Origin of the sequence: Streptomyces sp. NPDC086023 (assembly GCF_044540325.1) — a bacterium.
In the GTDB taxonomy this organism is placed as follows: domain Bacteria; phylum Actinomycetota; class Actinomycetes; order Streptomycetales; family Streptomycetaceae; genus Streptomyces.
In genome coordinates, this window is the sequence record NZ_JBITRX010000007.1 from 23,091 (window position 1) to 46,157 (window position 23,067).

Annotated in this window: 20 protein-coding genes; 6 read left to right on the plus strand and 14 right to left on the minus strand. The window is 71.5% G+C overall.

From position 1 onward, the window contains the following. Positions 1 to 79: 79 nt before the first annotated feature. Positions 80 to 319 (minus strand): helix-turn-helix domain-containing protein, encoded by a 240-nt coding sequence (locus tag ACIF6F_RS15725; RefSeq protein WP_399946626.1) that lies wholly within the window; start codon positions 317 to 319, stop codon positions 80 to 82. Positions 320 to 450: 131 nt separating this feature from the next. On the opposite strand from ACIF6F_RS15725, the gene cseC reads away from it, so the two are divergent. Beyond that, positions 451 to 1,767 carry a two-component system sensor histidine kinase CseC gene (cseC, locus tag ACIF6F_RS15730; protein WP_399946628.1) on the plus strand — a complete coding sequence of 439 codons (1,317 nt, stop codon included), beginning with the start codon at positions 451 to 453 and terminating at the stop codon, positions 1,765 to 1,767. Between the two features lie 193 nt (positions 1,768 to 1,960). Here the strand turns inward: cseC and ACIF6F_RS15735 are convergent, their stop codons facing one another. Next, the gene (locus ACIF6F_RS15735) at positions 1,961 to 3,559 is read right to left on the minus strand and encodes an MDR family MFS transporter (protein WP_399946631.1); all 1,599 of its coding nucleotides are present in this window, start codon (positions 3,557 to 3,559) and stop codon (positions 1,961 to 1,963) included. A 100-nt stretch (positions 3,560 to 3,659) separates the two neighbouring features. On the opposite strand from ACIF6F_RS15735, the gene ACIF6F_RS15740 reads away from it, so the two are divergent. Then, positions 3,660 to 4,238: a TetR/AcrR family transcriptional regulator gene (locus tag ACIF6F_RS15740; RefSeq protein WP_399946634.1), complete on the plus strand. Its 579-nt coding sequence runs from the start codon at positions 3,660 to 3,662 to the stop codon at positions 4,236 to 4,238. A gap of 13 nt (positions 4,239 to 4,251) precedes the next feature. On the opposite strand, the gene ACIF6F_RS15745 is transcribed toward ACIF6F_RS15740, so the two are convergent. After that, on the minus strand, positions 4,252 to 4,872 hold the full coding sequence (locus ACIF6F_RS15745) for a M23 family metallopeptidase (protein ID WP_399946636.1): 621 nt from the start codon (positions 4,870 to 4,872) through the stop codon (positions 4,252 to 4,254). A gap of 321 nt (positions 4,873 to 5,193) precedes the next feature. Here ACIF6F_RS15745 and ACIF6F_RS15750 point away from each other — a divergent pair, with 321 nt between their 5' ends. Beyond that, the gene (locus ACIF6F_RS15750; protein WP_399946639.1) at positions 5,194 to 8,304 is read left to right on the plus strand and encodes an NACHT domain-containing protein; all 3,111 of its coding nucleotides are present in this window, start codon (positions 5,194 to 5,196) and stop codon (positions 8,302 to 8,304) included. Positions 8,305 to 8,370: 66 nt separating this feature from the next. Here the strand turns inward: ACIF6F_RS15750 and ACIF6F_RS15755 are convergent, their stop codons facing one another. Further along, entirely contained in the window at positions 8,371 to 10,896 is a 2,526-nt protein-coding gene (locus ACIF6F_RS15755) for an ATP-dependent Clp protease ATP-binding subunit (RefSeq protein ID WP_399947246.1), read from the minus strand. Positions 10,897 to 11,346: 450 nt separating this feature from the next. On the opposite strand from ACIF6F_RS15755, the gene ACIF6F_RS15760 reads away from it, so the two are divergent. Further along, positions 11,347 to 11,946 carry an SCO3374 family protein gene (locus ACIF6F_RS15760; RefSeq protein ID WP_399946642.1) on the plus strand — a complete coding sequence of 200 codons (600 nt, stop codon included), beginning with the start codon at positions 11,347 to 11,349 and terminating at the stop codon, positions 11,944 to 11,946. Here ACIF6F_RS15760 and ACIF6F_RS15765 read toward each other — a convergent pair. From ACIF6F_RS15765 to ACIF6F_RS15810, 10 genes are all read right to left on the minus strand, one after another. Then, a complete protein-coding gene (locus ACIF6F_RS15765; protein WP_399946645.1) occupies positions 11,922 to 12,263 on the minus strand; it encodes an Lsr2 family protein in 342 nt (113 codons plus the stop codon). The genes ACIF6F_RS15760 and ACIF6F_RS15765 overlap by 25 nt on opposite strands. 176 nt (positions 12,264 to 12,439) lie before the next feature. Next, complete coding sequence (locus ACIF6F_RS15770) at positions 12,440 to 12,997, minus strand: amino-acid N-acetyltransferase (protein ID WP_399946648.1); 558 nt, start codon at positions 12,995 to 12,997, stop codon at positions 12,440 to 12,442. 9 nt (positions 12,998 to 13,006) lie between these two features. Continuing rightward, positions 13,007 to 13,468, minus strand: coding sequence for a BlaI/MecI/CopY family transcriptional regulator (locus tag ACIF6F_RS15775; protein ID WP_399946651.1), 462 nt, complete (start codon positions 13,466 to 13,468; stop codon positions 13,007 to 13,009). A gap of 132 nt (positions 13,469 to 13,600) precedes the next feature. Continuing rightward, positions 13,601 to 13,768 (minus strand): hypothetical protein, encoded by a 168-nt coding sequence (locus ACIF6F_RS15780; RefSeq protein ID WP_399946654.1) that lies wholly within the window; start codon positions 13,766 to 13,768, stop codon positions 13,601 to 13,603. 13 nt (positions 13,769 to 13,781) lie between these two features. Next, positions 13,782 to 14,378: a hypothetical protein gene (locus ACIF6F_RS15785; RefSeq protein ID WP_399946657.1), complete on the minus strand. Its 597-nt coding sequence runs from the start codon at positions 14,376 to 14,378 to the stop codon at positions 13,782 to 13,784. A 107-nt stretch (positions 14,379 to 14,485) separates the two neighbouring features. Continuing rightward, complete coding sequence (locus ACIF6F_RS15790) at positions 14,486 to 15,295, minus strand: type III pantothenate kinase (protein WP_399946659.1); 810 nt, start codon at positions 15,293 to 15,295, stop codon at positions 14,486 to 14,488. After that, positions 15,295 to 16,269, minus strand: a complete 975-nt coding sequence (nadC, locus tag ACIF6F_RS15795) for a carboxylating nicotinate-nucleotide diphosphorylase (protein WP_399947248.1) — start codon at positions 16,267 to 16,269, stop codon at positions 15,295 to 15,297. Before nadC ends, ACIF6F_RS15790 begins: the two co-directional genes overlap by 1 nt. A 27-nt stretch (positions 16,270 to 16,296) precedes the next feature. Next, on the minus strand, positions 16,297 to 17,997 hold the full coding sequence (locus ACIF6F_RS15800) for an L-aspartate oxidase (RefSeq protein ID WP_399946662.1): 1,701 nt from the start codon (positions 17,995 to 17,997) through the stop codon (positions 16,297 to 16,299). Next, positions 17,994 to 18,995: a pantoate--beta-alanine ligase gene (gene panC / locus ACIF6F_RS15805; protein ID WP_399946665.1), complete on the minus strand. Its 1,002-nt coding sequence runs from the start codon at positions 18,993 to 18,995 to the stop codon at positions 17,994 to 17,996. The genes ACIF6F_RS15800 and panC overlap by 4 nt, the downstream gene beginning before the upstream one ends. Next, positions 18,992 to 19,966: a Rossmann-like and DUF2520 domain-containing protein gene (locus ACIF6F_RS15810; protein WP_399946667.1), complete on the minus strand. Its 975-nt coding sequence runs from the start codon at positions 19,964 to 19,966 to the stop codon at positions 18,992 to 18,994. The genes panC and ACIF6F_RS15810 overlap by 4 nt, the downstream gene beginning before the upstream one ends. A gap of 123 nt (positions 19,967 to 20,089) precedes the next feature. Between ACIF6F_RS15810 and ACIF6F_RS15815 the strand changes: the two genes are divergently transcribed. After that, positions 20,090 to 21,283, plus strand: coding sequence for a threonine aldolase family protein (locus ACIF6F_RS15815; protein ID WP_399946669.1), 1,194 nt, complete (start codon positions 20,090 to 20,092; stop codon positions 21,281 to 21,283). Between the two features lie 194 nt (positions 21,284 to 21,477). Beyond that, positions 21,478 to 23,040 (plus strand): M28 family peptidase, encoded by a 1,563-nt coding sequence (locus ACIF6F_RS15820; protein ID WP_399946672.1) that lies wholly within the window; start codon positions 21,478 to 21,480, stop codon positions 23,038 to 23,040. Positions 23,041 to 23,067 lie beyond the last annotated feature (27 nt).

Sequence of the window (23,067 nt, forward strand, 5' to 3'; positions counted from 1 at the left end):
GCCTGGCGTGGGATCTCCACTCCGGGTCCTACCGGCCCTCCAGGGGCGTTTAGCCTCTCCGCCCGTCCGGCGGCGAGGATCACTCGCGACGCATTGAGGTCACGATCATGCTCGGTACCGCAGCACTCGCACCGCCAGGTGCGGTGATCACCCGCTTCGCCAGAACCCCCGTCGGGATCCTCGACCGGTCCGCCTTGTACGCGGCCTTCCTGGCCGCGAGCGCATCGTTGAAGACCACACGGGCGCAGTCGAACGTACGCGCCAACGCAGCACGCTGACCGGGCGTCGGCTCAATCCGGAACGAATACCGCAGATGCACACGCGCAACCTACCGGCCGCCACCTACAACGCCGCTCCGCCCAGCGGACCAACCGCCATTCCCAGCCCCGCTCCGCGGGTGCTTCGTTCCCTCCCCGGCCCGAAGGCCGCACTATCCACGAAGGAGTCCCGATGAAGCAGTTCACGCTGCGCACGGGGATCCGCTGGAAGATCAGTATCGCCATCGCCGCCGTGGGCGCCCTGATCGCGATAGCGCTCAGCCTGGTGGTGCACAACGCCGCCCGCGTCTCGATGCTGCAGAGCGCCCGCGAGGTCCAGATGGAGCGGGTGCAGTTCATCGCGAAGAACGCGGAGGTCGTGAAGAAGCCCCCGCTCGGGGCCAAGATCGACGACCCGGACCTGCCCCGGGAGCTGCGCGACAAGGTGCGCTCGGGGCGGCGCGGTTCGTACGTGCAGGAGCACGGCGCCGGGGCCGCTCCGGAGGTGTGGGCCGCCGTTCCGCTCGGCAACGGGCAGGTGCTGTCGCTGCACAACTCCTTCCAGGAGAACGCCAACCTGCTGCGGGCCCTCGACGAGGCGCTGGTGGTCGGTTCGGTCGCCGTCGTGGTGGCCGGGTCGGCGCTGGGCGTGCTCATCGGCGGCCAGATCTCGCGCCGGCTGCGCAAGGCCGCGGCCGCCGCGGGCAAGGTCGCCCAGGGGCAGCCCGGCGTCCGGGTGCGCGACGCGGTGGGAGGTGTCGTACGGGACGAGACCGACGACCTCGCGCGGGCGGTGGACGCCATGGCCGACGCCCTCCAGCAGCGGCTGGAGGCCGAGCGCCGGGTCACCGCCGACATCGCGCACGAGCTGCGCACCCCGGTCACGGGGCTGCTGACGGCGGCCGAACTGCTGCCGCCCGGCCGTCCGACCGAGCTGGTCCGCGACCGGGCCCAGGCCATGCGGGTGCTGGTCGAGGACGTGCTGGAGGTGGCCCGGCTGGACAGCGCCTCGGAGCGGGCGGAGCTCCAGGACGTGGCGCTGGGCGAGTTCGTGCGGCGCCGGGTCTCGGGGCTCATGCCGGACGCGACGGTGCGGGTCGTGGCCGACGAGATCGTGGCCACCGATCCGCGGCGCCTGGAGCGGATCCTGGGCAACCTGCTGGCCAACGCGACGCGGTACGGCAAGCCTCCGGTGGAGGTCGACGTGGAGGGCCGGGTGATCCGGGTCCGGGACCACGGGCCGGGCTTCCCGGAGGCGCTGCTCAAGGAGGGCCCGAGCCGGTTCCGCACCGGCTCCTCCGACCGTGCGGGCGTGGGGCACGGGCTGGGGCTGACCATCGCCGCGGGGCAGGCGCGGGTGCTGGGCGCCCGGCTGACCTTCCGGAACGTGGCGGCGCCGGGCGGGATCGAGCGGGAGGGCGCGAGCGCCGGCGCGGTGGCGGTGCTGTGGCTCCCGGAGCACGCGCCGACCACGACGGGCAGCTTCCCGGTCGTCCGGCTGCCGGAGTAGCGGCAGCGGGGCGGTCCCCCTCGCACGTACCGGGGTGGGCCCGGTACGTACGGGGGCGACCAGGTACGCACGGGGGTGGCCGGGTACGACCGGCCGCCTGCCCGGCGTACGACGTGAACGGCCCCCGGTGCCCGAGTAGGGCACCGGGGGCCGTCTCACCAGGGGAGGTGAACCGGGGAGCCGGTCGGTCCGCTCAGTGCGCGACCGGCTGCTTCGCCAGGTCGGCTGCCTCGGCGGGGGTGGCCTTCTCCGGGCCGGCCCCGCGGAGCGGGACCTCCTTGACGAACCAGGCGGTGACGAAGCCGATCACCGCGATGGCCGCACCGAGCAGGAACGCGGAGTGCGTACCCGCGGCGACCGCGTGCTGGTAGGCCTCGCGGACCGCCTCCGGCAGCTTGGCCAGACTGGCCGCGTCGAGCTGCGCGGAACCGCCCGTCGCACCGGCACCGGCGGCACCGAGGCGCTCGGTCATCGTGTCCTGGACGCGGGTGGTGAACAGCGAGCCCATCAGGGCGACGCCGAAGGAACCGCCCAGCGTGCGGAACAGGGTGGCGGACGACGAGGCCACGCCCATGTCCTTCATCTCGACGCTGTTCTGGGCGACGAGCATGGTGATCTGCATCAGGAAGCCGAGGCCGGCGCCGAGGACCGCCATGTAGACGCCCGAGACGAGGCGGGAGGTGCCGGTGTCCATCTGCGCGAGCAGGAACAGGCCCACGACCATCAGCGCGCCGCCGGCGATCGGGAAGACCTTGTACTTGCCGCTGTTCGTGGTGACGCGGCCCGCGATCAGCGAGACCACCATCATCGACAGCAGCATCGGCAGGAGCAGCAGGCCCGAGTTGGTGGCCGAGGCCCCCTGCACGGACTGCTGGAACAGCGGCAGGTAGAGCACGCCGCCGAACATCGCGAAGCCCGTCAGGAAGCCGATCACGGACATCAGCGTGAAGTTGCGGCTCCGGAAGATGTGCAGCGGCATGATCGGCTCGGCCGCACGTGTCTGGGAGTACAGGAAGGCAGCGGTGGACAGGACGCCGGCCGCGATCAGGCCGAGGATCTCGGCGGAGCCCCAGGCGTACTCGGTGCCGCCCCAGGTGGTGACGAGCACGGTCGAGGTGATGGCGACGGTCAGCAGCGCCGCGCCCAGGTAGTCGATCTTGCTCTTGACGGTCTTCTTCGGCAGGTGCAGCACCGCCGTCACCATCGCCAGCGCCACGGCGCCCAGCGGCAGGTTGATGTAGAAGGACCAGCGCCAGCCCATGTGGTCGGTGATGGTGCCGCCGACCAGCGGGCCGCCGATCATCGCGAGCGCCATGACGCCGGCCATCATGCCCTGGTACTTGCCGCGCTCACGCGGGGGGATGAGGTCGCCGATGATCGCCATGACGCCGACCATCAGACCGCCGGCTCCCAGACCCTGGATGGCGCGGAATCCGATGAGCTGGCCCATGTCCTGGGCCATGCCGCTGAGCACCGAGCCGACCAGGAAGATCACGATCGAGGCGAGGAAGGAGCCCTTGCGGCCGTACATGTCGCCGAGCTTGCCCCAGATGGGGGTGGAGGCGGCGGTGGCCAGGGTGTACGCGGTGACGACCCAGGAGAGGTGCTCCAGGCCGCCGAGCTCGCCGACGATGGTGGGCATCGCGGTACCGATGATCATGTTGTCGAGCATCGCGAGCAGCATCGCGATCATCAGGGCCATCAGGACCACGCGCACGCTGCGCGGCTTGGGAGCGTCTTCCACGGCCGTTGCCGCCGCCCCCGACTCGGTTTTCACTGGAACATCGCTCATGGCCACTCCCCTGGTACTTACTTGCCGACCGGCAAGTTCACTACACTGGGGAAACGTAGACCCCTAACTAGCCGGGCGTCAAGTAAGTATCGGGAGAGACATGTCCAGCACTCCGCAGCAGCGCCGCGGCAACACGCGCCAGCGCATCCAGGACGTCGCGCTGGAGCTCTTCGCCGAGCAGGGGTACGAGAAGACGTCGCTCCGGGAGATCGCGGAGCGGCTGGAGGTCACGAAGGCGGCGCTCTACTACCACTTCAAGACCAAGGAAGAGATCCTGATCAGCATCTTCGAGGACCTGACCAGGCCCATCGACGAGCTGATCGCCTGGGCCGGCGAGCAGCCGCGCACCCTGGAGACCAAGCGGGAGCTGCTGCGCCGCTACAGCGACGCGCTCAGCACCGGGTCCCAGCTGTACCGCTTCATGCAGGAGAACCAGGCCTCGCTGCGGGAGCTGAGCATCGGCGAGACCGTGAAGCGGCGGATGTTCGAGATGGTCGAGCTGCTGCGCCAGCCCGACGCCCCGACCGTGGACCAGGTGCGCTGCGTCAGCGCGCTGTTCACGCTGCACGCCGGAATGATGTTCATGCAGCACATCGAAAAGGGCGACCCCGAGGAGACCCGCAGGGCCGCCCTCGAAGTCGCCGTCGATCTGATCACCCAGGCCCACCACCAGGCCTGAGGGAGCAGCACGGTCAGATCTTCACGCCCGCCTTGGCGAGGAAGGTGACCGGGTTGATCGCGGAGCCGTAGTTCGGGGTGGTGCGGATCTCGAAGTGCAGGTGCGGGCCGCTGGAGTTGCCCGTGTTGCCGGAGAGGCCGATCCGCTGGTCGGTGGAGACGGTCTGGCCGACGCGGACCTGGACCTTCGAGAGGTGCGCGTACTGGGAGTACGTGTTGTTCGCGTGCTTGATCACGATCGCGTTGCCGTAGGCGGGGCCGTCACCGGCGCCGTTGGGGCCGGCCTTGACGACGACGCCCTTGTGCACGGCCTTGACCGGGGTGCCGGTCGGGACGGCGAAGTCCTGGCCGGAGTGCTTGCGGGCCCACATCGAGCCGCCCTTGCCGTAGGTGGCGGACACGACGTAGTTCTCGACGGGGTTGGTCCAGCCGGCGGCCTTCTTCGCGGCGGCGGCCTGCTCGGAGACCAGCTGGGCCGGAGCGGAGAGGGCGGTGGAGACGTCCGTGGTACCGGCGGCGAAGGCGGCGTGCCCGGCCCCGAACACCATCAGCGCTCCCAGGCCCGCGGCGACGACCGTGCTGCGGGTGCGGAAGGCGGACTGACGGACGCGGTGGGTGGCGGCGCTCTTCGACATACGGGCGGACCTCCGGGGTCTGGGAACTGCTCGGGCACGAAGCAACCCGGCGCATCGGCCGGGCTGGCTCATCCTTGGTAACAAGACCCCGACAGTTCCCTCAAACCCCCCATTTACTACCGAACCTCGTACTCGGCCCGCGGGAATTCGGCCACGTTGACGACCCCTGTCCTGGGCTTAAACCTTTCCTGGATGAACGATTTGATCTACTAGATCACCTAGTACGCCTTTGATCCCCTGTGCGGCTTGTCACCGTTCAGGGACCATCGGATGTCCGTTTCGGGACCAAAGACCTGCAACGCGCCACTACGCTCTCGCGTCGTGGACCCTCTCGCCCAGGCAGGCATGCGCATCGCGTCCGGTGTCATCGGCCCCATCGTCGGCAGGTTCTTCCGCTACTCCGAAGGACCGGGAGCCGCACTCGCGGACCGTCCGGTCCGCGTCTCGGCGTACTTCTCTTTCAAGGAGAAACGCGCCCTCGCCCCCCAGGACTTCGACAAGATCGCCGAAAAGCTGGTCGAGGCGGGCTTACGGGCCCCCGGCGAACGCCCCCTCCCGCCGGGCGACGAGGCGGGCGTGGCCGCGGCCCTCGCCGGCACCCTCTGCGGCCTCCCCGGCCTGGACCTCACGGACGCCCAGGCCGTCGAGCTCGGCCACCAGGAGCTGGCCCGCCGGCTGCGCGCCCAGGCCCCGTACCTCGGCCTCTCCGAACAGGCCGAATACTTCTACACCCGGCTGCTGGACCTCACCTGTCTGCACGTCCTGCACTTCTTCACCCAGCGCTCCCACTTCGTCGCCGCCACCCTGGTGCAGCAGAGCCGCCGCCAGAACGAGCTGATCGCGAAGGTCGACGAGCTGGTGACCCGCATCCCCCGCCAGGACGCGGGCGACGAGGCCTTCGAGCGGCGGTACCTGGAGTACGTCGTCCGCAAGCACAGCACCCTGACGATCTTCGGCATCGACCTCACCCGCACCCCGGGGAAGTGGCCGCTGGACGCGGCGTACATGAGCCTGGAGGCGACGGCCGCCGTGGCGGAGGTGGACTCCGCGGACCAGTGGCGGTTGAACCTTCATACCGGTGAATACGAGCTGCGCGTTCCACTCGCCGGCCCCCTCCCCGCCGACCAGGCCCTCGCCGACCGCGAGCGGGTGCTGCTGCGCGGCGAGGCCGGCTCCGGCAAGACCACGCTCATCCAGTGGCTCGCCGTCTCCGCCGCCCGGCCGGTGCCCGACGAGCGCATGACGTACGTGCGGGACCGCATCCCCTTCGTACTCCCCCTGCGCACCCTGGCCCGCCACAGCAGCCTGCCCTCGCCACGCAGGTTCCTGGCATCGGTCGGCGCACCGATGGCCGGGGAACAGCCCGCGGGCTGGGAGGACCGGGTCCTGTCGCACCGGCGCGGGCTGATCCTGGTGGACGGGATCGACGAGATCCCCGAGGCCGACCGCGTCCGGGCCCGCGAGTGGCTCGCCGACCTCGTCGGCCAGTACCCGGGCAACCGCTGGCTGGTCACCTCCCGGCCGTCCGCCGTGCGGGACGAGTGGCTCCACGACCAGTTCTTCAGCGAGCTGACCCTGGCCCCGATGAGCCCGCCCGACGTGGCCGCCTTCATCCAGCGCTGGCACGCGGCCGCCAGGACCGGGGAGCCGGAGGACGACAGCGAGCTCGCCGGGTACGAGACCCAGCTGCTGGCCTCCGTACGGGCCAACGGCGACCTCGGCCGGCTGGCCACCAACCCGCTCATGTGCGGGCTGATTTGCGCCCTGCACCGCGACCGGCGGGGCTTCCTGCCCTTCGGGCGCAAGGACCTCTACGCGGCCGCCCTGTCCATGCTGCTGAGCCGCCGGGACCGGGAGCGGCAGCTGAAGGTGCCCGAGATCAGGGAGGAGGCCCAGCTCCAGCTGCTCCAGCGGCTGGCGTACTGGCTGATCCGCAACGGCGCCGCGGAGATGGACCGGGCCCAGGCCGAGAAGCTGATCGAGGACGCCCTGCCCTCCCTGCCGGAAGTCGCGGCCCTGGGCGACGGCCGGAAGGTCTTCCAGCACTTCCTGCTCCGCAGCGGCCTCCTGCGGACCCCCGCCCCGGGCCGGGTGGACTTCATCCACCGCACCTTCCAGGACTTCCTGGGCGCCCGGGCCGCCCTGGACGAAGGCAGCTTCGGCGAGCTGGCGCGCCACGCGGACGACGACCAGTGGAACGACGTGATCCGCATGGCGGTGGCCCAAGGCCGCCCACGCGAGCGCACCGAGATCTTCCAGGCCCTGCTGAAGCACGGCACCCCCCGGGCCACCCTGCTCGCCCTGGCCAGCCTCCCCCAGGCGGCGGAGCTCGATCCCCGCATCAGGGACGCGGTGCAGGAGCGGGCGGCCACGCTCCTGCCGCCCAGGACCGCGGCGATGGCGAAGGAACTGGGCTCGGTGGGGCCGATCCTGCTGGAGCTGCTGCCCGACCCCGACCAGACGGACCCCGAGACCGCCCACCTCCTCGTGGACGCCGCGGCTGCCACGGGGCGGGCGGAGGCCATCGACTACCTGGAGCGGTTCTGCGGTCACCGCTCGGCCCAGGTCCTCAGCCACCTCGTCCAGGCCTGGCCCTGGTTCGACGCCGAAGAGTACGCCCAGCGGGTGATCGTCCGGCTGCCGTCCGGCGGGGTGGCCTACCAGGTCGCCTCGGACGAGCAGCTCGACGCGCTCGGCCGCCACGCTCCGCAGAGCCACCTCACCGTGACCGGGCAGGTGTCCTCCACCGCGCTCGCCCGGTACGGGGAGCGGGTCCGCCTGCGGTCGCTCACCCTGCGCAACGCAAGCCTGACCGACCTCGACTTCCTGGCGCGGCAACCGGAACTCCAGCACTTCACCTGCCTCAGCTGCCCCGGGCTGGCCCGGCTCGACGCACTGAAGAGCGCCTCCGTCGAGAGCATCTACATCAACACGCCCAGCGAGGCGTGGCGGACGGTACTGAGCAGTCTGGCCCGGCTGAAGAGGCTGTCCTTCTCCGGGAGCCCCGCCGGCTGGGACCTCGTGGACCTGGTGCACCCGGAGGCCGCCCTCCAGGAACTGTGGCTCTACCTCCGCACGGGACTGGCCCGGGGACTGCGCGGGCTGTCCCTGTACCAGGGGATCGAGTTGCTGAGCCTCTACGAGGCTGCGGCTCCGGCCTCCGTGGAGGACTGGCGGGAGATCGAGGCCCTTCCGGCCGTTTCCGTTCTCAGGCTCTCGCCCTCCGCCCTGCTCAGGGCACCGCGGCTGTCCATTCCCCCCGTCCACACACTCTCGTTCAACGGCCGCGCCGACCTCAGCAGGGCCATGGTCAAGCGGATCCCGGCGCTCTTCCCGAACCTCCGCACGCTCAGCCTGCCGACGCCCCCGGGCGATTTCCCGTACGCCAAGCTCCTGCCGAGCGGTATCAGGGTCACCGGCACGAACGCCTGACGCGAAAACGGGGCGGCCCCGGAACCGACTGGTTCCGGGGCCGCCCCGTTGTCTCACCCGCGTGCGTTACGCGCCCTTGCTCAGGTCCGGGCCGCCGCCCGAGCCCGTGGCCTCGATCGGGGGCACGTCCGGCAGGGACGACTTCTCCTCGCCGCGGAAGGTGAACTTGGCTTCCTCGCCCTCGCCCTCCGTGCCGACGACCACGATGTGGCCGGGACGCAGCTCGCCGAAGAGGATCTTCTCCGACAGGATGTCCTCGATCTCGCGCTGGATCGTCCGGCGCAGCGGGCGGGCACCCAGGATCGGGTCGTAGCCGCGCTTGGCCAGGAGGATCTTGGCCTCGCCGCTGAGCTCGATGCCCATGTCGCGGTCCTTGAGGCGCTCGTCCACCTTCGCGATCATCAGGTCGACGATCTGGATGATGTCTTCCTGGCTGAGCTGGTGGAAGACCACCGTGTCGTCGACACGGTTCAGGAACTCGGGGCGGAAGTGCTGCTTCAGCTCCTCGTTGACCTTGGCCTTCATGCGCTCGTAACCCGTCTTGACGTCACCCGCGGCCGCGAAGCCCAGGTTGAAGCCCTTCGAGATGTCCCGCGTACCCAGGTTCGTCGTCATGATGATGACGGTGTTCTTGAAGTCCACCACTCGGCCCTGGGAGTCGGTCAGGCGACCGTCTTCCAGGATCTGGAGCAGGGAATTGAAGATATCCGGGTGCGCCTTCTCGACCTCGTCGAAGAGGACGACGGAGAACGGCTTCCGGCGCACCTTCTCGGTGAGCTGGCCGCCCTCTTCGTAGCCCACGTAACCGGGGGGCGAACCGAAGAGACGGGAAACCGTGTGCTTCTCGCTGAACTCCGACATGTCGAGGGAGATCAGCGCGTCCTCGTCGCCGAAGAGGAATTCGGCGAGCGTCTTGGAGAGCTCGGTCTTACCGACACCGGACGGGCCGGCGAAGATGAACGAGCCACCCGGGCGCTTGGGGTCCTTGAGGCCGGCGCGGGTGCGGCGGATCGCCTGGGAGAGCGCCTTGATGGCGTCCTTCTGGCCGATGACGCGCTTGTGGAGCTCGTCCTCCATGCGGAGCAGACGCGAGGACTCCTCCTCGGTCAGCTTGAAGACCGGAATGCCGGTGGCGGTCGCGAGGACCTCGGCGATCAGCTCGCCGTCGACCTCGGCGACGACGTCCATGTCGCCGGCCTTCCACTCCTTCTCCCGCTTGGCCTTCGCCGCGAGGAGCTGCTTCTCCTTGTCGCGGAGCGAAGCGGCCTTCTCGAAGTCCTGCGAGTCGATCGCGGACTCCTTGTCCCGGCGGACGCCGGCGATCTTCTCGTCGAACTCGCGGAGGTCCGGCGGCGCGGTCATCCGGCGGATGCGCATCCGGGAGCCCGCCTCGTCGATCAGGTCGATCGCCTTGTCCGGGAGGAAGCGGTCCGAGATGTACCGGTCGGCCAGCGTCGCCGCCTGGACGAGGGCCTCGTCCGTGATGGAGACGCGGTGGTGGGCCTCGTAGCGGTCCCGCAGGCCCTTGAGGATCTCGATGGTGTGCGGCAGCGACGGCTCCGCGACCTGGATGGGCTGGAAGCGGCGCTCCAGCGCGGCGTCCTTCTCCAGGTGCTTGCGGTACTCGTCGAGCGTGGTCGCACCGATGGTCTGCAGCTCACCGCGGGCCAGCATCGGCTTGAGGATGCTGGCGGCGTCGATCGCGCCCTCGGCGGCACCCGCACCCACGAGGGTGTGGAGCTCGTCGATGAACAGGATGATGTCGCCGCGGGTGCGGATCTCCTTGAGGACCTTCTTCAGGCGCTCCTCGAAGTCACCGCGGTAGCGGGAGCCGGCGACCAGCGCGCCCAGGTCGAGGGTGTAGAGGTGCTTGTCCTTGAGGGTCTCGGGCACCTCGCCCTTGACGATGGCCTGCGCCAGGCCCTCGACGACGGCGGTCTTGCCGACGCCGGGCTCGCCGATGAGCACCGGGTTGTTCTTGGTCCGGCGGGACAGCACCTGCATGACCCGCTCGATCTCCTTCTCGCGCCCGATGACCGGGTCGAGCTTGGACTCGCGGGCCGCCTGGGTGAGGTTGCGGCCGAACTGGTCCAGGACGAGCGAGGTCGAGGGCGTGCCCTCGGCCGGGCCGCCGGCGGTGGCGGTCTCCTTGCCCTGGTAGCCGGAGAGCAGCTGGATGACCTGCTGCCGGACCCGGTTCAGGTCGGCGCCCAGCTTCACGAGGACCTGGGCGGCGACGCCCTCGCCCTCGCGGATCAGGCCGAGCAGGATGTGCTCGGTGCCGATGTAGTTGTGGCCGAGCTGGAGGGCCTCGCGGAGCGACAGCTCCAGGACCTTCTTCGCCCGCGGGGTGAAGGGGATGTGACCGGACGGCGCCTGCTGGCCCTGTCCGATGATCTCCTCGACCTGCTGGCGAACAGCCTCGAGCGAAATCCCGAGGCTCTCCAGGGCCTTAGCGGCGACACCCTCACCCTCGTGGATCAGACCCAGGAGGATGTGCTCGGTGCCGATGTAGTTGTGGTTGAGCATCCGGGCTTCTTCCTGAGCCAGGACGACAACCCGCCGCGCGCGGTCGGTGAACCTCTCGAACATCGTTATTCGCTCCTCAGAGCGGTCGGGCAGTTCGGGGTCGGTCCCCGCCCTGTCCTTCCGCATGCTAGTCCCGCGGGGCGGGACAGCTCATTCCAACTGCCGACATCCGTCCACGGCTCACCCCACTCGGTGGGGAAAACCAGCCTCACTCAGCCGACAACTGCTCCAACTCGATGGTGGGAGACGATGTTCCCGCAGGCCAGGCAGATACCCGTCTCTTGAGTACGCCGATGGCGAACGGGGGCCGGGTAAATCAGCGTGTCGCCCCGATCCACTAGGAATGTCTTACCCGCAGGGGCTGACACTCCATGCCCTCCACACCGGTTCCCTCCGCTACGGGCGAACACACTTGCGCACCCTCCCGATGGTTTCCCACCCGGCGGCGTTTACGGTGTGCGCCGGTTCGTGCGCGGTGCGTAACCCGGAGCCGTTTCGGCAGTTGCTCGGTACATGGCCCTCACCGTCCCCTCGCCCAGGGCGCCGCTCGCGCCGGAGTCCGCGGCCGATCCGGTCGTCCACTGGTACGAGCGGGTGCTCGGGTGGCCGGTGGCCGGCGGGAATCCCGCCCAGCTGCTCACCGGGGTGCGGTTCGACGTACTGGAGCTGCCCGCGGACGCGGGGTACGCGCTGCTGGGGCGCGGGGTCCCGACGGGGCCGGTGGCCCTCTTGGGGCGCAGGATGCGGCTGCTGGTGGCCGCGGGGAGCGCCGACGAGCTGGACGGCCTGCTCGACTGGCTGGAGTGGGGCGGGGTCGCCCTGGACCTGACCGCCCTGGGTGCGGGCGGCCGGATCACCGCCCCCCGGCCCCCCGGTCCGGCCGGGGGTGACTCTGCGGGGGCCGCCGTGTGGCTGCGGCCCCCGGAGCCGGGGTGTGAGGCGGCGCTGCCGGTCCTGTCAGCCCTGGGGCGGGGGACCGGCCGGGGAGCTCCTCAGGGGGCTCCCGACCTCGTACGGCTGGTCGGCGCGGCGGCGACGGAATGCCACCGGGCACGGCTGGCGCGTACGCGGGACCGGACCCGTTCGGGTCAGGCCTTGGCCTTGTTCTCGTAGGCCTCGCGGATCTCGGCCGGGACGCGTCCGCGGTCGTTCACGTTGTAGCCGTTGGCCTTGGCCCACGCGCGGATCTCGGCGGTGTCGGAGCTGCCGGAGGCGGTGACGGCGCGGCCCTTGGCGCGGCCGGTCGCGGCACGGCCGCCGGTGCGGCGTCCGCTCTTGGTGTAGGGCTCGAGCAGGCTCCGGAGCTTGTCCGCGTTGGCGGTGGTGAGGTCGATCTCGTAGGACTTGCCATCCAGAGCGAACGTCACGGTCTCGTCCGCCTCGCCACCGTCGAGGTCGTCGACAAGAAGGACCTGAACCTTCTGTGCCACCGGATTTCCTTTCATCGAAAATGCAGTACGCGGAAAGGAAACCGCTTTTGCGTGGAAAACACAAACCCCAGGCAGAGGTTCAGGAGGTCAACACGACGGGAAACGTGCGCGATTCGGACATAGGCCACAGGCGGGCCCTCGGCGGTAATAGGCGGCCTGATCGAGCCCTTGATCGTTCAGAGGTGCAGAAGCATCCGGCTGTTGCCCAAGGTGTTCGGCTTCACTCGTTCGAGACCGAGGAACTCTGCCACACCCTCGTCATAGGAACGGAGGAGCTCACTGTAGACATCGTGGGTGACCGGTGTCTCGCCGATCTCGACGAAGCCGTGCTTCGCGAAGAAGTCGACTTCGAAGGTGAGGCAGAATACCCGGCGGACGCCGAGCCACCGCGCGGTCTGGAGCAACTTGTCGAGCAGCTGATGGCCGACTCCGCCGCCCTTCAGTTCGCGGTCGACGGCGAGTGTGCGGACTTCCGCGAGGTCTTCCCACATCACGTGGAGAGCGCCGCAACCCACCACGAGGCCGTCCTGCTCGCGTTCCGCGACCCAGAACTCCTGGATGTCCTCGTAAAGCGTCACGGGCGCTTTGTCGAGGAGGATGCGCTGGTGCACGTACTGGTCGAGGAGTCGCCGCACGTCGGCGACATCACTGGTACGGGCCCGGCGGATCGTTACGGCTTTTGCATTCGCACCGGGAAAGTCCTGCGGAAGCGAATCGCCTTGCTGAGCGTCCATGGAGGGACGCTATCGCCCCGGCTGCGGGGGACGTGCGCCGCCTTCCCCTTCCGGGGGACCTCCGGCCTCCTGCGTGTCATGCTCGGCGCCGGGCTCGGCCCCGGGCTCGGCGCCGGGCTCGACGATGCGCATGGCGTCGCGCAGGGCCTCGCGCTGCTCCGGCGACATCATGCCGAAGAAGGCGACGAGGGCGGCCGCCGGGTTGTCGCTCGTCTGCCACGCCTCGTTCATGAGTGCGGCCGAGTAGGCGGCGCGCGTGGAGACCGCGGTATATCGATAGGCGCGCCCTTCGGCTTCCCGGCGCACCCAGCCCTTCTGGTGGAGATTGTCCATAACGGTCATCACCGTGGTGTAGGCGATGGACCGTTCCTTCTGGAGATCCTCCAGCACTTCCCGGACGGTGACCGGGCGGTTCCACTGCCACACCCGGGTCATGACGGCGTCTTCGAGTTCTCCCAAGGGGCGAGGCACACCAGCACAATAGTGTGAGATGCCGGAAATCGCCCGGCCATTCGCGCAACGAAATGGGCGTACGCCTCGAAAGGAGTCGTACGCCCTGGTGGGCCGGGGGTCCGCCGGCGGCCGGCGGGCCCGGCCGCGGTCCTACTTGCCGGTCTGCCGGGTGGCCTCGGCGCGGGCGATCACGGCGTCGACCGCCGCGTCCTCCTTGGCCTTGTTGGCGCCACCCTGGCTCTTCACGATCGTCACGATGAGGCCGATGAAGAACGCGGCCATCACGAACGGGGGCACGAGCGCGGAAACGTAGTCCATGCCCTCAGCCTAGCTACCCCGCCGCCCGGCCCTCGGCGGGGGGCGCGGGCTTGCGGCGCGGCGGGAACACCTCGCCCGGAGTCGGGATGGGCCGGTCCGGCCGCGGCGGCTTCGGCGCGGGCGCGGGGCGGGGCTTCTCCTCGCCGCCGCCCGGCAGGGCCATCAGGCGTACCCGGGGGGCCGGCGGCGCGGCGGCCGGGGCGAGGCCGAGCCTGGCCCGTACGGAGCGCTCGGCGAGCACCTGGCAGCGCTCCAGCAGTGCGGCGGCCACCCGGTTGCAGCGCAGCGCCCGCAGCGCCGCGAGGTCGTCCGGCACGGGCCGGTAGCCGGCGGCGAGCGCGTCCTGGAGGAGTTCGAGGTACCCGGAGAGGCTGCCGGGCAGGGCCCCTCTGTACCGCCCGAGGTCCGCGAGGAGGAAGGCTCTGAGCCGCTCCGCCTCCGCGAGGGCCTCGTCGACCGAGCGCGCGAGCCGCAGGCAGTCCTGCACCTCGGAGCCGGTCAGGGCCCGGTCGGCACCGGAATCGAGAGCGTGGGCGAGGGAGCGCCGAAGCACAGCCAGCTCAGCAGCGCTGAAGGCCATGCCGCCGCGGGAACCGTAGGGCGTGGGCATGGGCCGACGATACGCGCTAATCGGACAAAATCCCCTCACCCGGGCCTCCCCGGGCGCGGCGCGGCAGGGGCCCGCCCGCGCCCGCCGCGTCCCGCGGCCGCCGCCCCCTACGAGAAGTTCGCGACGTTGCGCTCGTAGACCAGGCGGAGGCCGATCAGGGTGAGCCAGGGCTCGTGGTCGTCGATCACGGTGGCCTCGCCCAGGACCATCGGGGCCAGGCCGCCGGTGGCGATGACGCGGACGTCGGAGGGGTCGCCGTCGGGGCCGACCAGCTCGCGGGTCATGCGGGTGACGACGCCGTCGACCTGGCCGGCGAAGCCGTAGACGATGCCGGACTGCATGCACTCGACGGTGTTCTTGCCGATCACCTTGCGCGGCCGGGCCAGCTCGATCTTGCGGAGCTGCGCGCCGCGCACGCCGAGGGCCTCGACCGAGATCTCGATGCCGGGGGCGATCACCCCGCCGATGAACTCGCCCTTGGCGGAGACCGCGTCGAAGGACGTGGCGGTGCCGAAGTCCACGACGATCGCCGGGCCGCCGTACAGCTCGACGGCGGCCAGCGCGTTCACGATGCGGTCGGCGCCGACCTCCTTCGGCTGGTCGGTCAGGATCGGGACGCCGGTCTTGACGCCCGGCTCGACCAGGACCGCCGGCACGTCGCCGTAGTACCGGCGGGTGACCTCGCGGAGCTCGTGCAGCACGGACGGCACCGTCGAGCAGATCGCGATGCCGTGGATGCCGTCGCCCAGCTCGCTGCCGAGCATCGGGTGCATGCCCATCAGTCCCTGCATGAGCACCGCCAGCTCGTCGGCGGTGCGCCGCGGGTCGGTCGACACCCGCCAGTGCTCGACGATCTCCTCGCCGTCGAAGAGGCCCATGACCGTCTGGCTGTTGCCGACGTCGATCGTGAGCAGCATCAGCGGGCCTCTCGCAGGTCGAGGCCGATGTCGAGGATCGGGGAGGAGTGGGTCAGGCCGCCCACCGCCAGGTAGTCCACGCCGGTCTCGGCGTACGCGCGGGCGTTGGCCAGCGTGAGGCGGCCGGAGGACTCCAGGACCGCGCGGCCGTGGTTGTGCTCGCGGTTGAGGATCACGGCCTCCTCGGTCTCCATCGGGGTGAAGTTGTCGAGCAGGATCAGGTCCGCGCCGGCGTCCATGACCTCGCGGGCCTGGTGCAGCGTGTCGACCTCGACCTCGATCTGCAGCTCGGGGTAGGCCTCGCGGACGGCCTTGAAGGCCTGCGCGACGCCGCCGGCGGCGACCACGTGGTTGTCCTTGACCAGGGCCGCGTCCGAGAGGGACATGCGGTGGTTCACGCCGCCGCCGCAGCGCACCGCGTACTTCTCCAGCGCGCGCAGGCCGGGCGTGGTCTTGCGGGTGTCGCGGACGCGGGCCTTGGTGCCCTCCAGGGTGTCGGCCCAGGCGCGGGTGGCGGTGGCGATGCCGGAGAGGCGGCAGAGGAGGTTCAGCGCGCTGCGCTCGCCCGTGAGCAGGTCGCGGGTACGGGCGGTCACGGACAGCAGGACCTGGCCGGCCTCGACCCGGTCGCCGTCCTCGGCGTGCCGCTCGACCTCGAAGGTCTCCTCGCAGACCATCGAGAAGACGGCCTCGGCGATCCGCAGGCCGGCGACCGTGCCGGCCTCGCGGGCGACGAAGTCGGCGGTGGCGACGGCGTCCGCGGGGACGGTCGCGACGGTGGTCACGTCCTCGCCGCCGTCGAGGTCCTCGGCGAGGGCCATGTGGGCGATGTCCTCGACCTCGACGGGGTCCAGGCCGGCCTGGGCCAGCAGCTCCGCCAGCGCCGGGTCGAGGCCGCTCTCGGCGGGACCGCAGGCGCAGTCGTCGCCGCAGCCGTCTTCGTTCTGCACGAGGGGGAGTTCGGGGGTGCTCACGGTCACTGCTCCAGGCTCAGGGGGGCTTCAGAGGGCTTCGGAAGGCTCGACCGGCGGGAGGTCCGCCGTCTCGGTGGTCGTCACGACGAGCGCGCGGCGCGTCTCCGCGGAAAGGCGTACCACGAGGTGCCGCCGCCAGGCGGCGTCGTCGCGGTCGGGGTGGTCCTCGCGCCAGTGGCAGCCGCGGGTCTCCTCGCGCCGCTGCGCGGCCGCGACCAGCACCCGGGCGACGCACATCAGGTTGGTCGCCTCCCAGGTGTCGGTGCCGGGCTCGGCCGTCTTGCCGTGCGTCTCCAGCTCGTTGAGCGCCCGGCAGTACAGGGACTCCAGCGCGTCCGCGGCGTCCCGGAGGCTCTCCGCGGAGCGCAGCACGCCCGCGCCCTCCGTCATGATCCGCTGCACCTCGAAGCGGGCGTCGCCGGGCAGCAGGGGGCCGGTGGAGGGCACCGGTATGCCGGGGCCGGCCGAGGTGGGGGCGGAGGAGGCGATGTCCTCGGCGATCCGCTCGGCGAACACCAGGCCCTCCAGCAGGGAGTTGGAGGCCAGCCGGTTCGCGCCGTGCACGCCGGTGCAGGCCACCTCGCCGCACGCGTAGAGGCCCGGGACCGTGGTGCGGCCGCGCAGGTCCGTCCGTACGCCGCCGGAGGCGTAGTGCGCCGCGGGGGCCACCGGGATCGGCCGGGTGACCGGGTCGATGCCGTGGGAGCGGCAGGCGGCCAGGATGGTGGGGAAGCGCTGCTCCCACATCTCGGCGCCGAAGTGCCGGGCGTCCAGGTACATGTGCTGGGCGCCCTGCTCCTGCATGCGCCGCATGATGCCCTTGGCGACGATGTCGCGCGGGGCCAGCTCGGCCAGCTCGTGCTGCCCCACCATGAAGCGGACGCCGTCGGCGTCGACCAGGTGGGCGCCCTCGCCGCGGACCGCCTCGGAGACCAGCGGCTGCTGGCCCTCGGCGTCGGGGCCCAGGAACAGCACGGTCGGGTGGAACTGGACGAACTCCAGGTCGGAGACCTCGGCGCCGGCGCGCAGCGCGAGCGCGACGCCGTCACCGGTGGACACCGAGGGGTTGGTGGTGGCCGAGAAGACCTGGCCCATGCCGCCGGTCGCGAGGATCACGGCGGGGGCGTGGACGGCGCCGACACCGTCGTGCTGCCCCTCGCCCATCACGTGCAGGGTGACGCCGGCGGTACGGCCGGCCGCGTCCTGGAGCAGGTCGAGGACGAGGGCGTTCTCGACGGTCTCGATGCCGGAGGCGTGTACGGCCTCCACGAGCGCCCGGGAGATCTCGGCGCCGGTCGCGTCGCCGCCCGCGTGCGCGATACGCCGGCGGTGGTGGCCGCCCTCGCGGGTCAGCTCGATCTCCCCGGTCTCCTCCGAGGTGTCGAAGACGGCGCCGGTGGCGATCAACCGCCGTACGGCGTCGGGGCCTTCGGTGACCAGGACGCGTACGGCCTCCTCGTCGCACAGCCCGGCACCGGCGACCAGCGTGTCGTCCAGGTGCTGCTCGGGGGTGTCGCCCTCGCCGAGCGCGGCGGCGATCCCGCCCTGCGCCCAGCGCGTCGAGCCGTCGTCCAGCCGGGCCTTGGTGACCACGACGGTACGGCGGCCGGCGGCCGCGCAGCGCAGCGCGGCCGTCAGGCCCGCCACGCCGGAGCCGACGACCACGACGTCGGCCTCGATCGCCCAGCCGGGGGCGGGGGCGTGCAGTCGTATGCCGGTGGTGGTCACGTGTGTGCTCCGAACTCCACGGGGATGTTGTCGATCAGCCGGGTCGTGCCGACCTTGGCGGCGACGGCCAGCACGGCCGGTCCGCGGTGGTCGTCGCCGACCTCGGTGAAGTCCGCGGGGTCGACCAGGGCGAGGTAGTCGAGGACGAGGGGCGGCTCGGCCGTGGCCGCCTCGTTCAGCACGGCGAGCGCGGCGGACCGCACCGCCGAGGGCAGCCCGGCCGCGGCCACGGACACTGCGTGCGCGTCGGCCGAGGCGCGGGCCTCGCCCATCTTGGCGAGGGCGGCGGCGCGCTCGTCCGTCGCGGGCGCGGAGGACGCGCGGGCGGCCAGCGCGGCCTGGGCGGCCAGCCGGTCGCGGCCCGCGAACAGGGCGCGGGAGAGCGCGAGCGCGGTCTCGCGCTCGGTGCCGGAGAGGTAGCGGTTGCGGCTGGACAGGGCCAGGCCGTCGGCCTCGCGGACCGTCGGCACGCCGACGACCTCCACGGGGAAGTTCAGGTCGCGGACCATCCGGCGGATCAGCGCGAGCTGCTGGGCGTCCTTCTGCCCGAAGAGCGCGGTGTCGGGCCGGGTGAGGTGGAGGAGCTTGGCGACGACCGTGAGCATGCCGTCGAAGTGGCCGGGGCGGGTGGCGCCTTCGAGGCGCTCGCCCATGGGCCCCGCGGTGATGCGCACCTGGGGCTCGCCGCCGGGGTAGACCTCGTCGACGCCGGGGGCGAAGACCGCGTCGGCGCCGGCCGCCGCGGCGACCTCGACGTCGGCGTCGAGGGTACGGGGGTAGCGGTCGAGGTCCTCGTTGGCGCCGAACTGGAGCGGGTTGACGAAGACGGTCACCACGACCTGGCCCTCGTCCCCGGCGAGTTCGCGCGCGGTGCGGACGAGCGTGGCGTGCCCCTCGTGCAGGGCACCCATGGTCATGACGACCGTGCGGCGGCCCTTGAGGGGGAGGCCGTGGAGCTCGTCGGCCGTGCGGAGCACCGGCGGGAGCTGGCGGTTCATCGGTCCCCTCCCTGGGATCCGTGGGGGTCTTCCGGGCCCTGGCCGTCGGGTCCCTGTCCGCCGGGTGCGGCCGCGCCGTCGCCGGTCTCCGCGAGCACGCCGAGCAGGTCCTCGGCCAGCTCGGGCTTGAGCAGCCCGTGGGCGAGGGCGCGGTCGGCGGTCGTACGGGCCATCGCGAGGTACCCGGCGACCGTGCCCGGGGCGTGCTTGCGCAGCTCGGCGACGTGCGCGGCGACCGTACCGGCGTCGCCGCGGGCCACCGGGCCGGTCAGGGCGGCGTCGCCGGAGCGGAGGGCGTTGTCGAGGGCGGCACCGAGGAGCGGGCCGAGCATCCGGTCGGGGTGCTCGACACCGGCCTTGCGGAGCAGTTCCATGGCCTGGGCCACCAGGGTGACGAGGTGGTTCGCGCCGAGCGCGAGGGCCGCGTGGTAGAGCGGACGGGCCTCCTCGGCGATCCACTCGGGCTCGCCGCCCATCTCGATGACCAGCGCCTCGGCCGCGAGCCGCAGCTCCTCGGGGGCGGTGACGCCGAAGGAGCAGCCGGCCAGCCGCTGGACGTCCACGGCCGTGCCGGTGAACGTCATGGCGGGGTGCAGGGCGAGCGGCAGGGCGCCGGCGCGCCGCGCGGGGTCCAGCACGGCCGTCCCGTACCGGCCGGAGGTGTGCACGAGGAGCTGTCCCGGGCGTACGGCGCCGGTCGCGGCCAGCCCCTCGACCAGCCCGGGCAGGGCGTCGTCGGGGACGGTGAGCAGCACCAGGTCGGCGAGGGCCAGCACCTGGGCCGGCGGCACGAGGGGCACGTCGGGCAGCAGGGTCGCGGCGCGGCGCCGGGACGCGTCGGAGACGCCGGAGACGGCGACCGGACGGTGGCCGGCGAGCTGGAGCGCGGCGGCGAGTGCGGGGCCGACGCGGCCCGCGCCGACGACTCCGACGGTGAGCCGGGCGGGGCGGGGCTGCTGTGTTGCGTTCACGCGGGGCGGGCCTTCCGTTCCAGTCCGCGGGGGGTACCGGACGATACGTCGCCATGCTATCCGCTGGGCCGGACGCCGGATTTTCCGTGGCCGGGGCCGAACGGCGGGGGGATCATCGCCCCTATGACCGATCGTGTGGACGACGCTTCCGGACCCGTGCCGGCCGAGGACTCCCCCGGGGTCCCCGGGGACGAGGAGTGGTGGCGGCGGCGGATCGCCGCCTGGCGGGCCTCCGAACGGGTGCTGACGCGGGGTGCCGTGCGCCCCACCGTCGGCGAGGAGCTGGCGGTGCTGGCCGCGCACGCGGGAGAGGTCTACGACCTGGACCTGACCGTCGACACCTACGGCGACGGGGTGGTCGCCGAGCTGGAGCGGCGGGTGGCGGGGCTACTGGGCAAGGAGGCGGCGGCCTTCTTCCCCTCGGGGACGATGGCGCAGCAGGTGGCGCTGCGCTGCTGGGCGGGCCGTACGGGCAACCCGGTGGTGGCCCTGCACCCGATGGCGCACCCCGAGGTGTGGGAGGGCGAGGCGCTGTCGGTGGTGTCGGGGCTGCGGGTGGCGCACCCGACGACCGAGGCGCGCCAGCCGACCGCGGAGGACGTGCGGGGCATGGCGGAGCCGTTCGGGACGCTGATGGTGGAGCTGCCGCTGCGCGACCCGGGCTTCCTGCTGCCCTCGTGGGAGGAGCTGACGGAGCTGGTCGGGGCGGCCCGCGAGCGGGAGGCGGTGGTGCACTTCGACGGGGCGCGGCTGTGGGAGTGCACCACGCACTTCGGGCGGCCCCTCGCGGAGATCGCCGACCTGGCGGACAGCGTGTACGTCTCCTTCTACAAGTCGGTGGGCGGTCACTCGGGCGCCGCGCTGGCGGGCCCGGCCGAGCTGGTGGAGGAGGCCCGGGTGTGGCGCCACCGGTACGGCGGCCAGCTCTTCCGGCAGTTCCCGCAGGCGCTGGCGGCGCTGGTGGGCCTGGAGCGGGAGCTGCCGAAGCTGCCGTCCTACGTGGCGCACGCCAAGGTGGTGGCCGAGGCCCTGCGGGAGGGCTTCGCCGAGGCGGGGGTGCCGTGGTTCCGGCTGGTGCCGGAGGTGCCGGCCACGCACCAGTTCCACGTCTGGCTGCCGTACGAAGCGGAGCGGCTGTCCGAGGCCGCGGTGCGGCAGGCGGAGGAGACGCGGACGACCCTGTTCGCCCGGTTCTTCCCGGGTGGTCCGGTGCCGGGGGTTTCGCTCACGGAGGTGACCGTCGCGGAGGAGGCCCTGGCGTGGTCACCGGCCGAGGTGCGGGCCGCCGTGGGGGAGTTCGTACACCGGATCGGCTGACGTTTGCGCCCGAACTGTCCATTACCGGGTGCGCTCTTGTCACTCCCGTAACAGTGTCGACGTACCGCTATCTGGAATTCATAAACCGGAATCAGTGAAAACTCTGGCCAGAGTGGCGGGTTGATGTCTAACGTGCGTCCACCACTCCCCCCACACAGTGCGCGCTTCCTCCTGCCTGTCGTGAAAGGACCTCCATGCCCTCACGCCGTATAGCCGCAGCAACCGCCGCCCTGGCAGCCGCGGCACTCGTCTCCCCGCTGCTCCTCGCGGGTCCCGCCGGCGCCACGCCGGGTGCGGACAGCCCGAGCTGGGCCAACAAGGGGGACGCGCTGGCCAGGAAGCTGGTCAAGGACGCCACGGCGAAGGACGCCTTCAAGCACCTGAAGGTCTTCCAGTCGCTCGCCGACTACAACAACGGCACCCGCGTGGCCGGTTCGAAGGGCCACGAGCAGTCCGCCAAATACATCGAGGCCGTGCTGAAGGCCGCCGGTTACAAACTCTCCCGGCACGAGTTCGACTTCGTCTACACGGAGACGCTGGCCGAGACCCTGAAGGTGGTCTCCCCCGCCGAGCGCGACGTGGCCATCAAGCTGATGACGTACACCGCGAGCGGCCCCGAGGGCGGCGTCACCGCCGGCCTCGCCGTGGCGCCCGTGGACGCCGACAACACGCACGGCTGCGAGCCCGGGGACTTCGCCGCCGGCTCCTTCACCGGCAAGATCGCCCTCATCAAGCGCGGCGGCTGCACCTTCGCCGCCAAGCAGGCCAACGCCGCCGCCGCGGGCGCGGTCGGCGCGGTCATCTACAACAACACCGCGGGCGGCCTCAACGGCACCATCGGCGACCCGACCCTCGGCAAGATCCCCACCGGCGGCATCACCCAGGCGGACGGCGAGGCGCTGGCCGCCGAGGCCGCCGCGGGCCCGGTGACCGTCACCCTCGACGTCCGCGAGCTGCGCGAGAACCGCAAGACGTTCAACGTCGTCGCGGAGACCCCGGGCGGCGACGCCGACAACACCGTCTTCCTCGGCGCCCACCTCGACTCCGTCGCGGCCGGACCGGGCATCAACGACAACGGCTCCGGCTCGGCGGGCATCCTCCAGGTGGCCCTGAACCTCGCCAAGTCGAAGGAGAAGGTGAAGAACAAGGTCAAGTTCGCCTGGTGGTCCGCGGAGGAGTTCGGCCTCCTGGGCTCCGAGGCGTACGTGGCCTCGCTCTCCGAGGAGCAGAAGAAGCAGATCAAGCTCTACCTGAACTTCGACATGATCGCCTCGCCGAACGCCGCGTACTTCGTGTACGACGGTGACGACTCGGACGCCACCGGCGCGGGCCCCGGCCCCGAGGGCTCGGCCCAGCTGGAGAAGGGGATCACCGACTTCCTCGACTCCAAGAGCATCCCGCACGAGGGCACCGACTTCACCGGCCGCTCCGACTACGGGCCGTTCATCGAGGTCGGCATCCCCTCCGGCGGCACCTTCACCGGCGCCGAGGGCATCAAGACCGAGGCCCAGGCCGCGAAGTTCGGCGGCCAGGCGGGCGTCGCCTACGACGTGAACTACCACGCCGCCGGCGACGACATCAACAACATCGACCTCAAGGCGTTCGACATCAACATCGACGTCATCGCCGACGCGGTCGGCCACTACGCCTACGACCTGGCCCCGCTCAGCAAGCCGGTCGTCTCCGTCCCGACGGACGGCGACGCGGGCAGCGGCGGCGGCCTGCACGACGGGCACGACCACGGCGTGACCGAGTAGGACCTGTGGAGGGGCCGGTGCCACGCG

Bases quoted from the DNA above. Each gene is read 5' to 3' on its own strand.
- ACIF6F_RS15785 (WP_399946657.1), bottom strand. From the start codon at position 14,378: ATGCCCACGCCCTACGGTTCCCGCGGCGGCATGGCCTTCAGCGCTGCT.
- ACIF6F_RS15815 (WP_399946669.1), top strand. From the start codon at position 20,090: ATGACCGATCGTGTGGACGACGCTTCCGGACCCGTGCCGGCCGAGGAC.
- ACIF6F_RS15745 (WP_399946636.1), bottom strand. From the start codon at position 4,872: ATGTCGAAGAGCGCCGCCACCCACCGCGTCCGTCAGTCCGCCTTCCGC.
- ACIF6F_RS15755 (WP_399947246.1), bottom strand. From the start codon at position 10,896: ATGTTCGAGAGGTTCACCGACCGCGCGCGGCGGGTTGTCGTCCTGGCT.
- ACIF6F_RS15740 (WP_399946634.1), top strand. From the start codon at position 3,660: ATGTCCAGCACTCCGCAGCAGCGCCGCGGCAACACGCGCCAGCGCATC.
- ACIF6F_RS15790 (WP_399946659.1), bottom strand. From the start codon at position 15,295: ATGCTGCTCACGATCGACGTCGGCAACAGCCAGACGGTCATGGGCCTC.
- ACIF6F_RS15735 (WP_399946631.1), bottom strand. From the start codon at position 3,559: ATGAGCGATGTTCCAGTGAAAACCGAGTCGGGGGCGGCGGCAACGGCC.
- ACIF6F_RS15760 (WP_399946642.1), top strand. From the start codon at position 11,347: ATGGCCCTCACCGTCCCCTCGCCCAGGGCGCCGCTCGCGCCGGAGTCC.
- cseC (WP_399946628.1), top strand. From the start codon at position 451: ATGAAGCAGTTCACGCTGCGCACGGGGATCCGCTGGAAGATCAGTATC.
- ACIF6F_RS15770 (WP_399946648.1), bottom strand. From the start codon at position 12,997: ATGGACGCTCAGCAAGGCGATTCGCTTCCGCAGGACTTTCCCGGTGCG.
- panC (WP_399946665.1), bottom strand. From the start codon at position 18,995: ATGAACCGCCAGCTCCCGCCGGTGCTCCGCACGGCCGACGAGCTCCAC.
- ACIF6F_RS15820 (WP_399946672.1), top strand. From the start codon at position 21,478: ATGCCCTCACGCCGTATAGCCGCAGCAACCGCCGCCCTGGCAGCCGCG.
- ACIF6F_RS15780 (WP_399946654.1), bottom strand. From the start codon at position 13,768: ATGGACTACGTTTCCGCGCTCGTGCCCCCGTTCGTGATGGCCGCGTTC.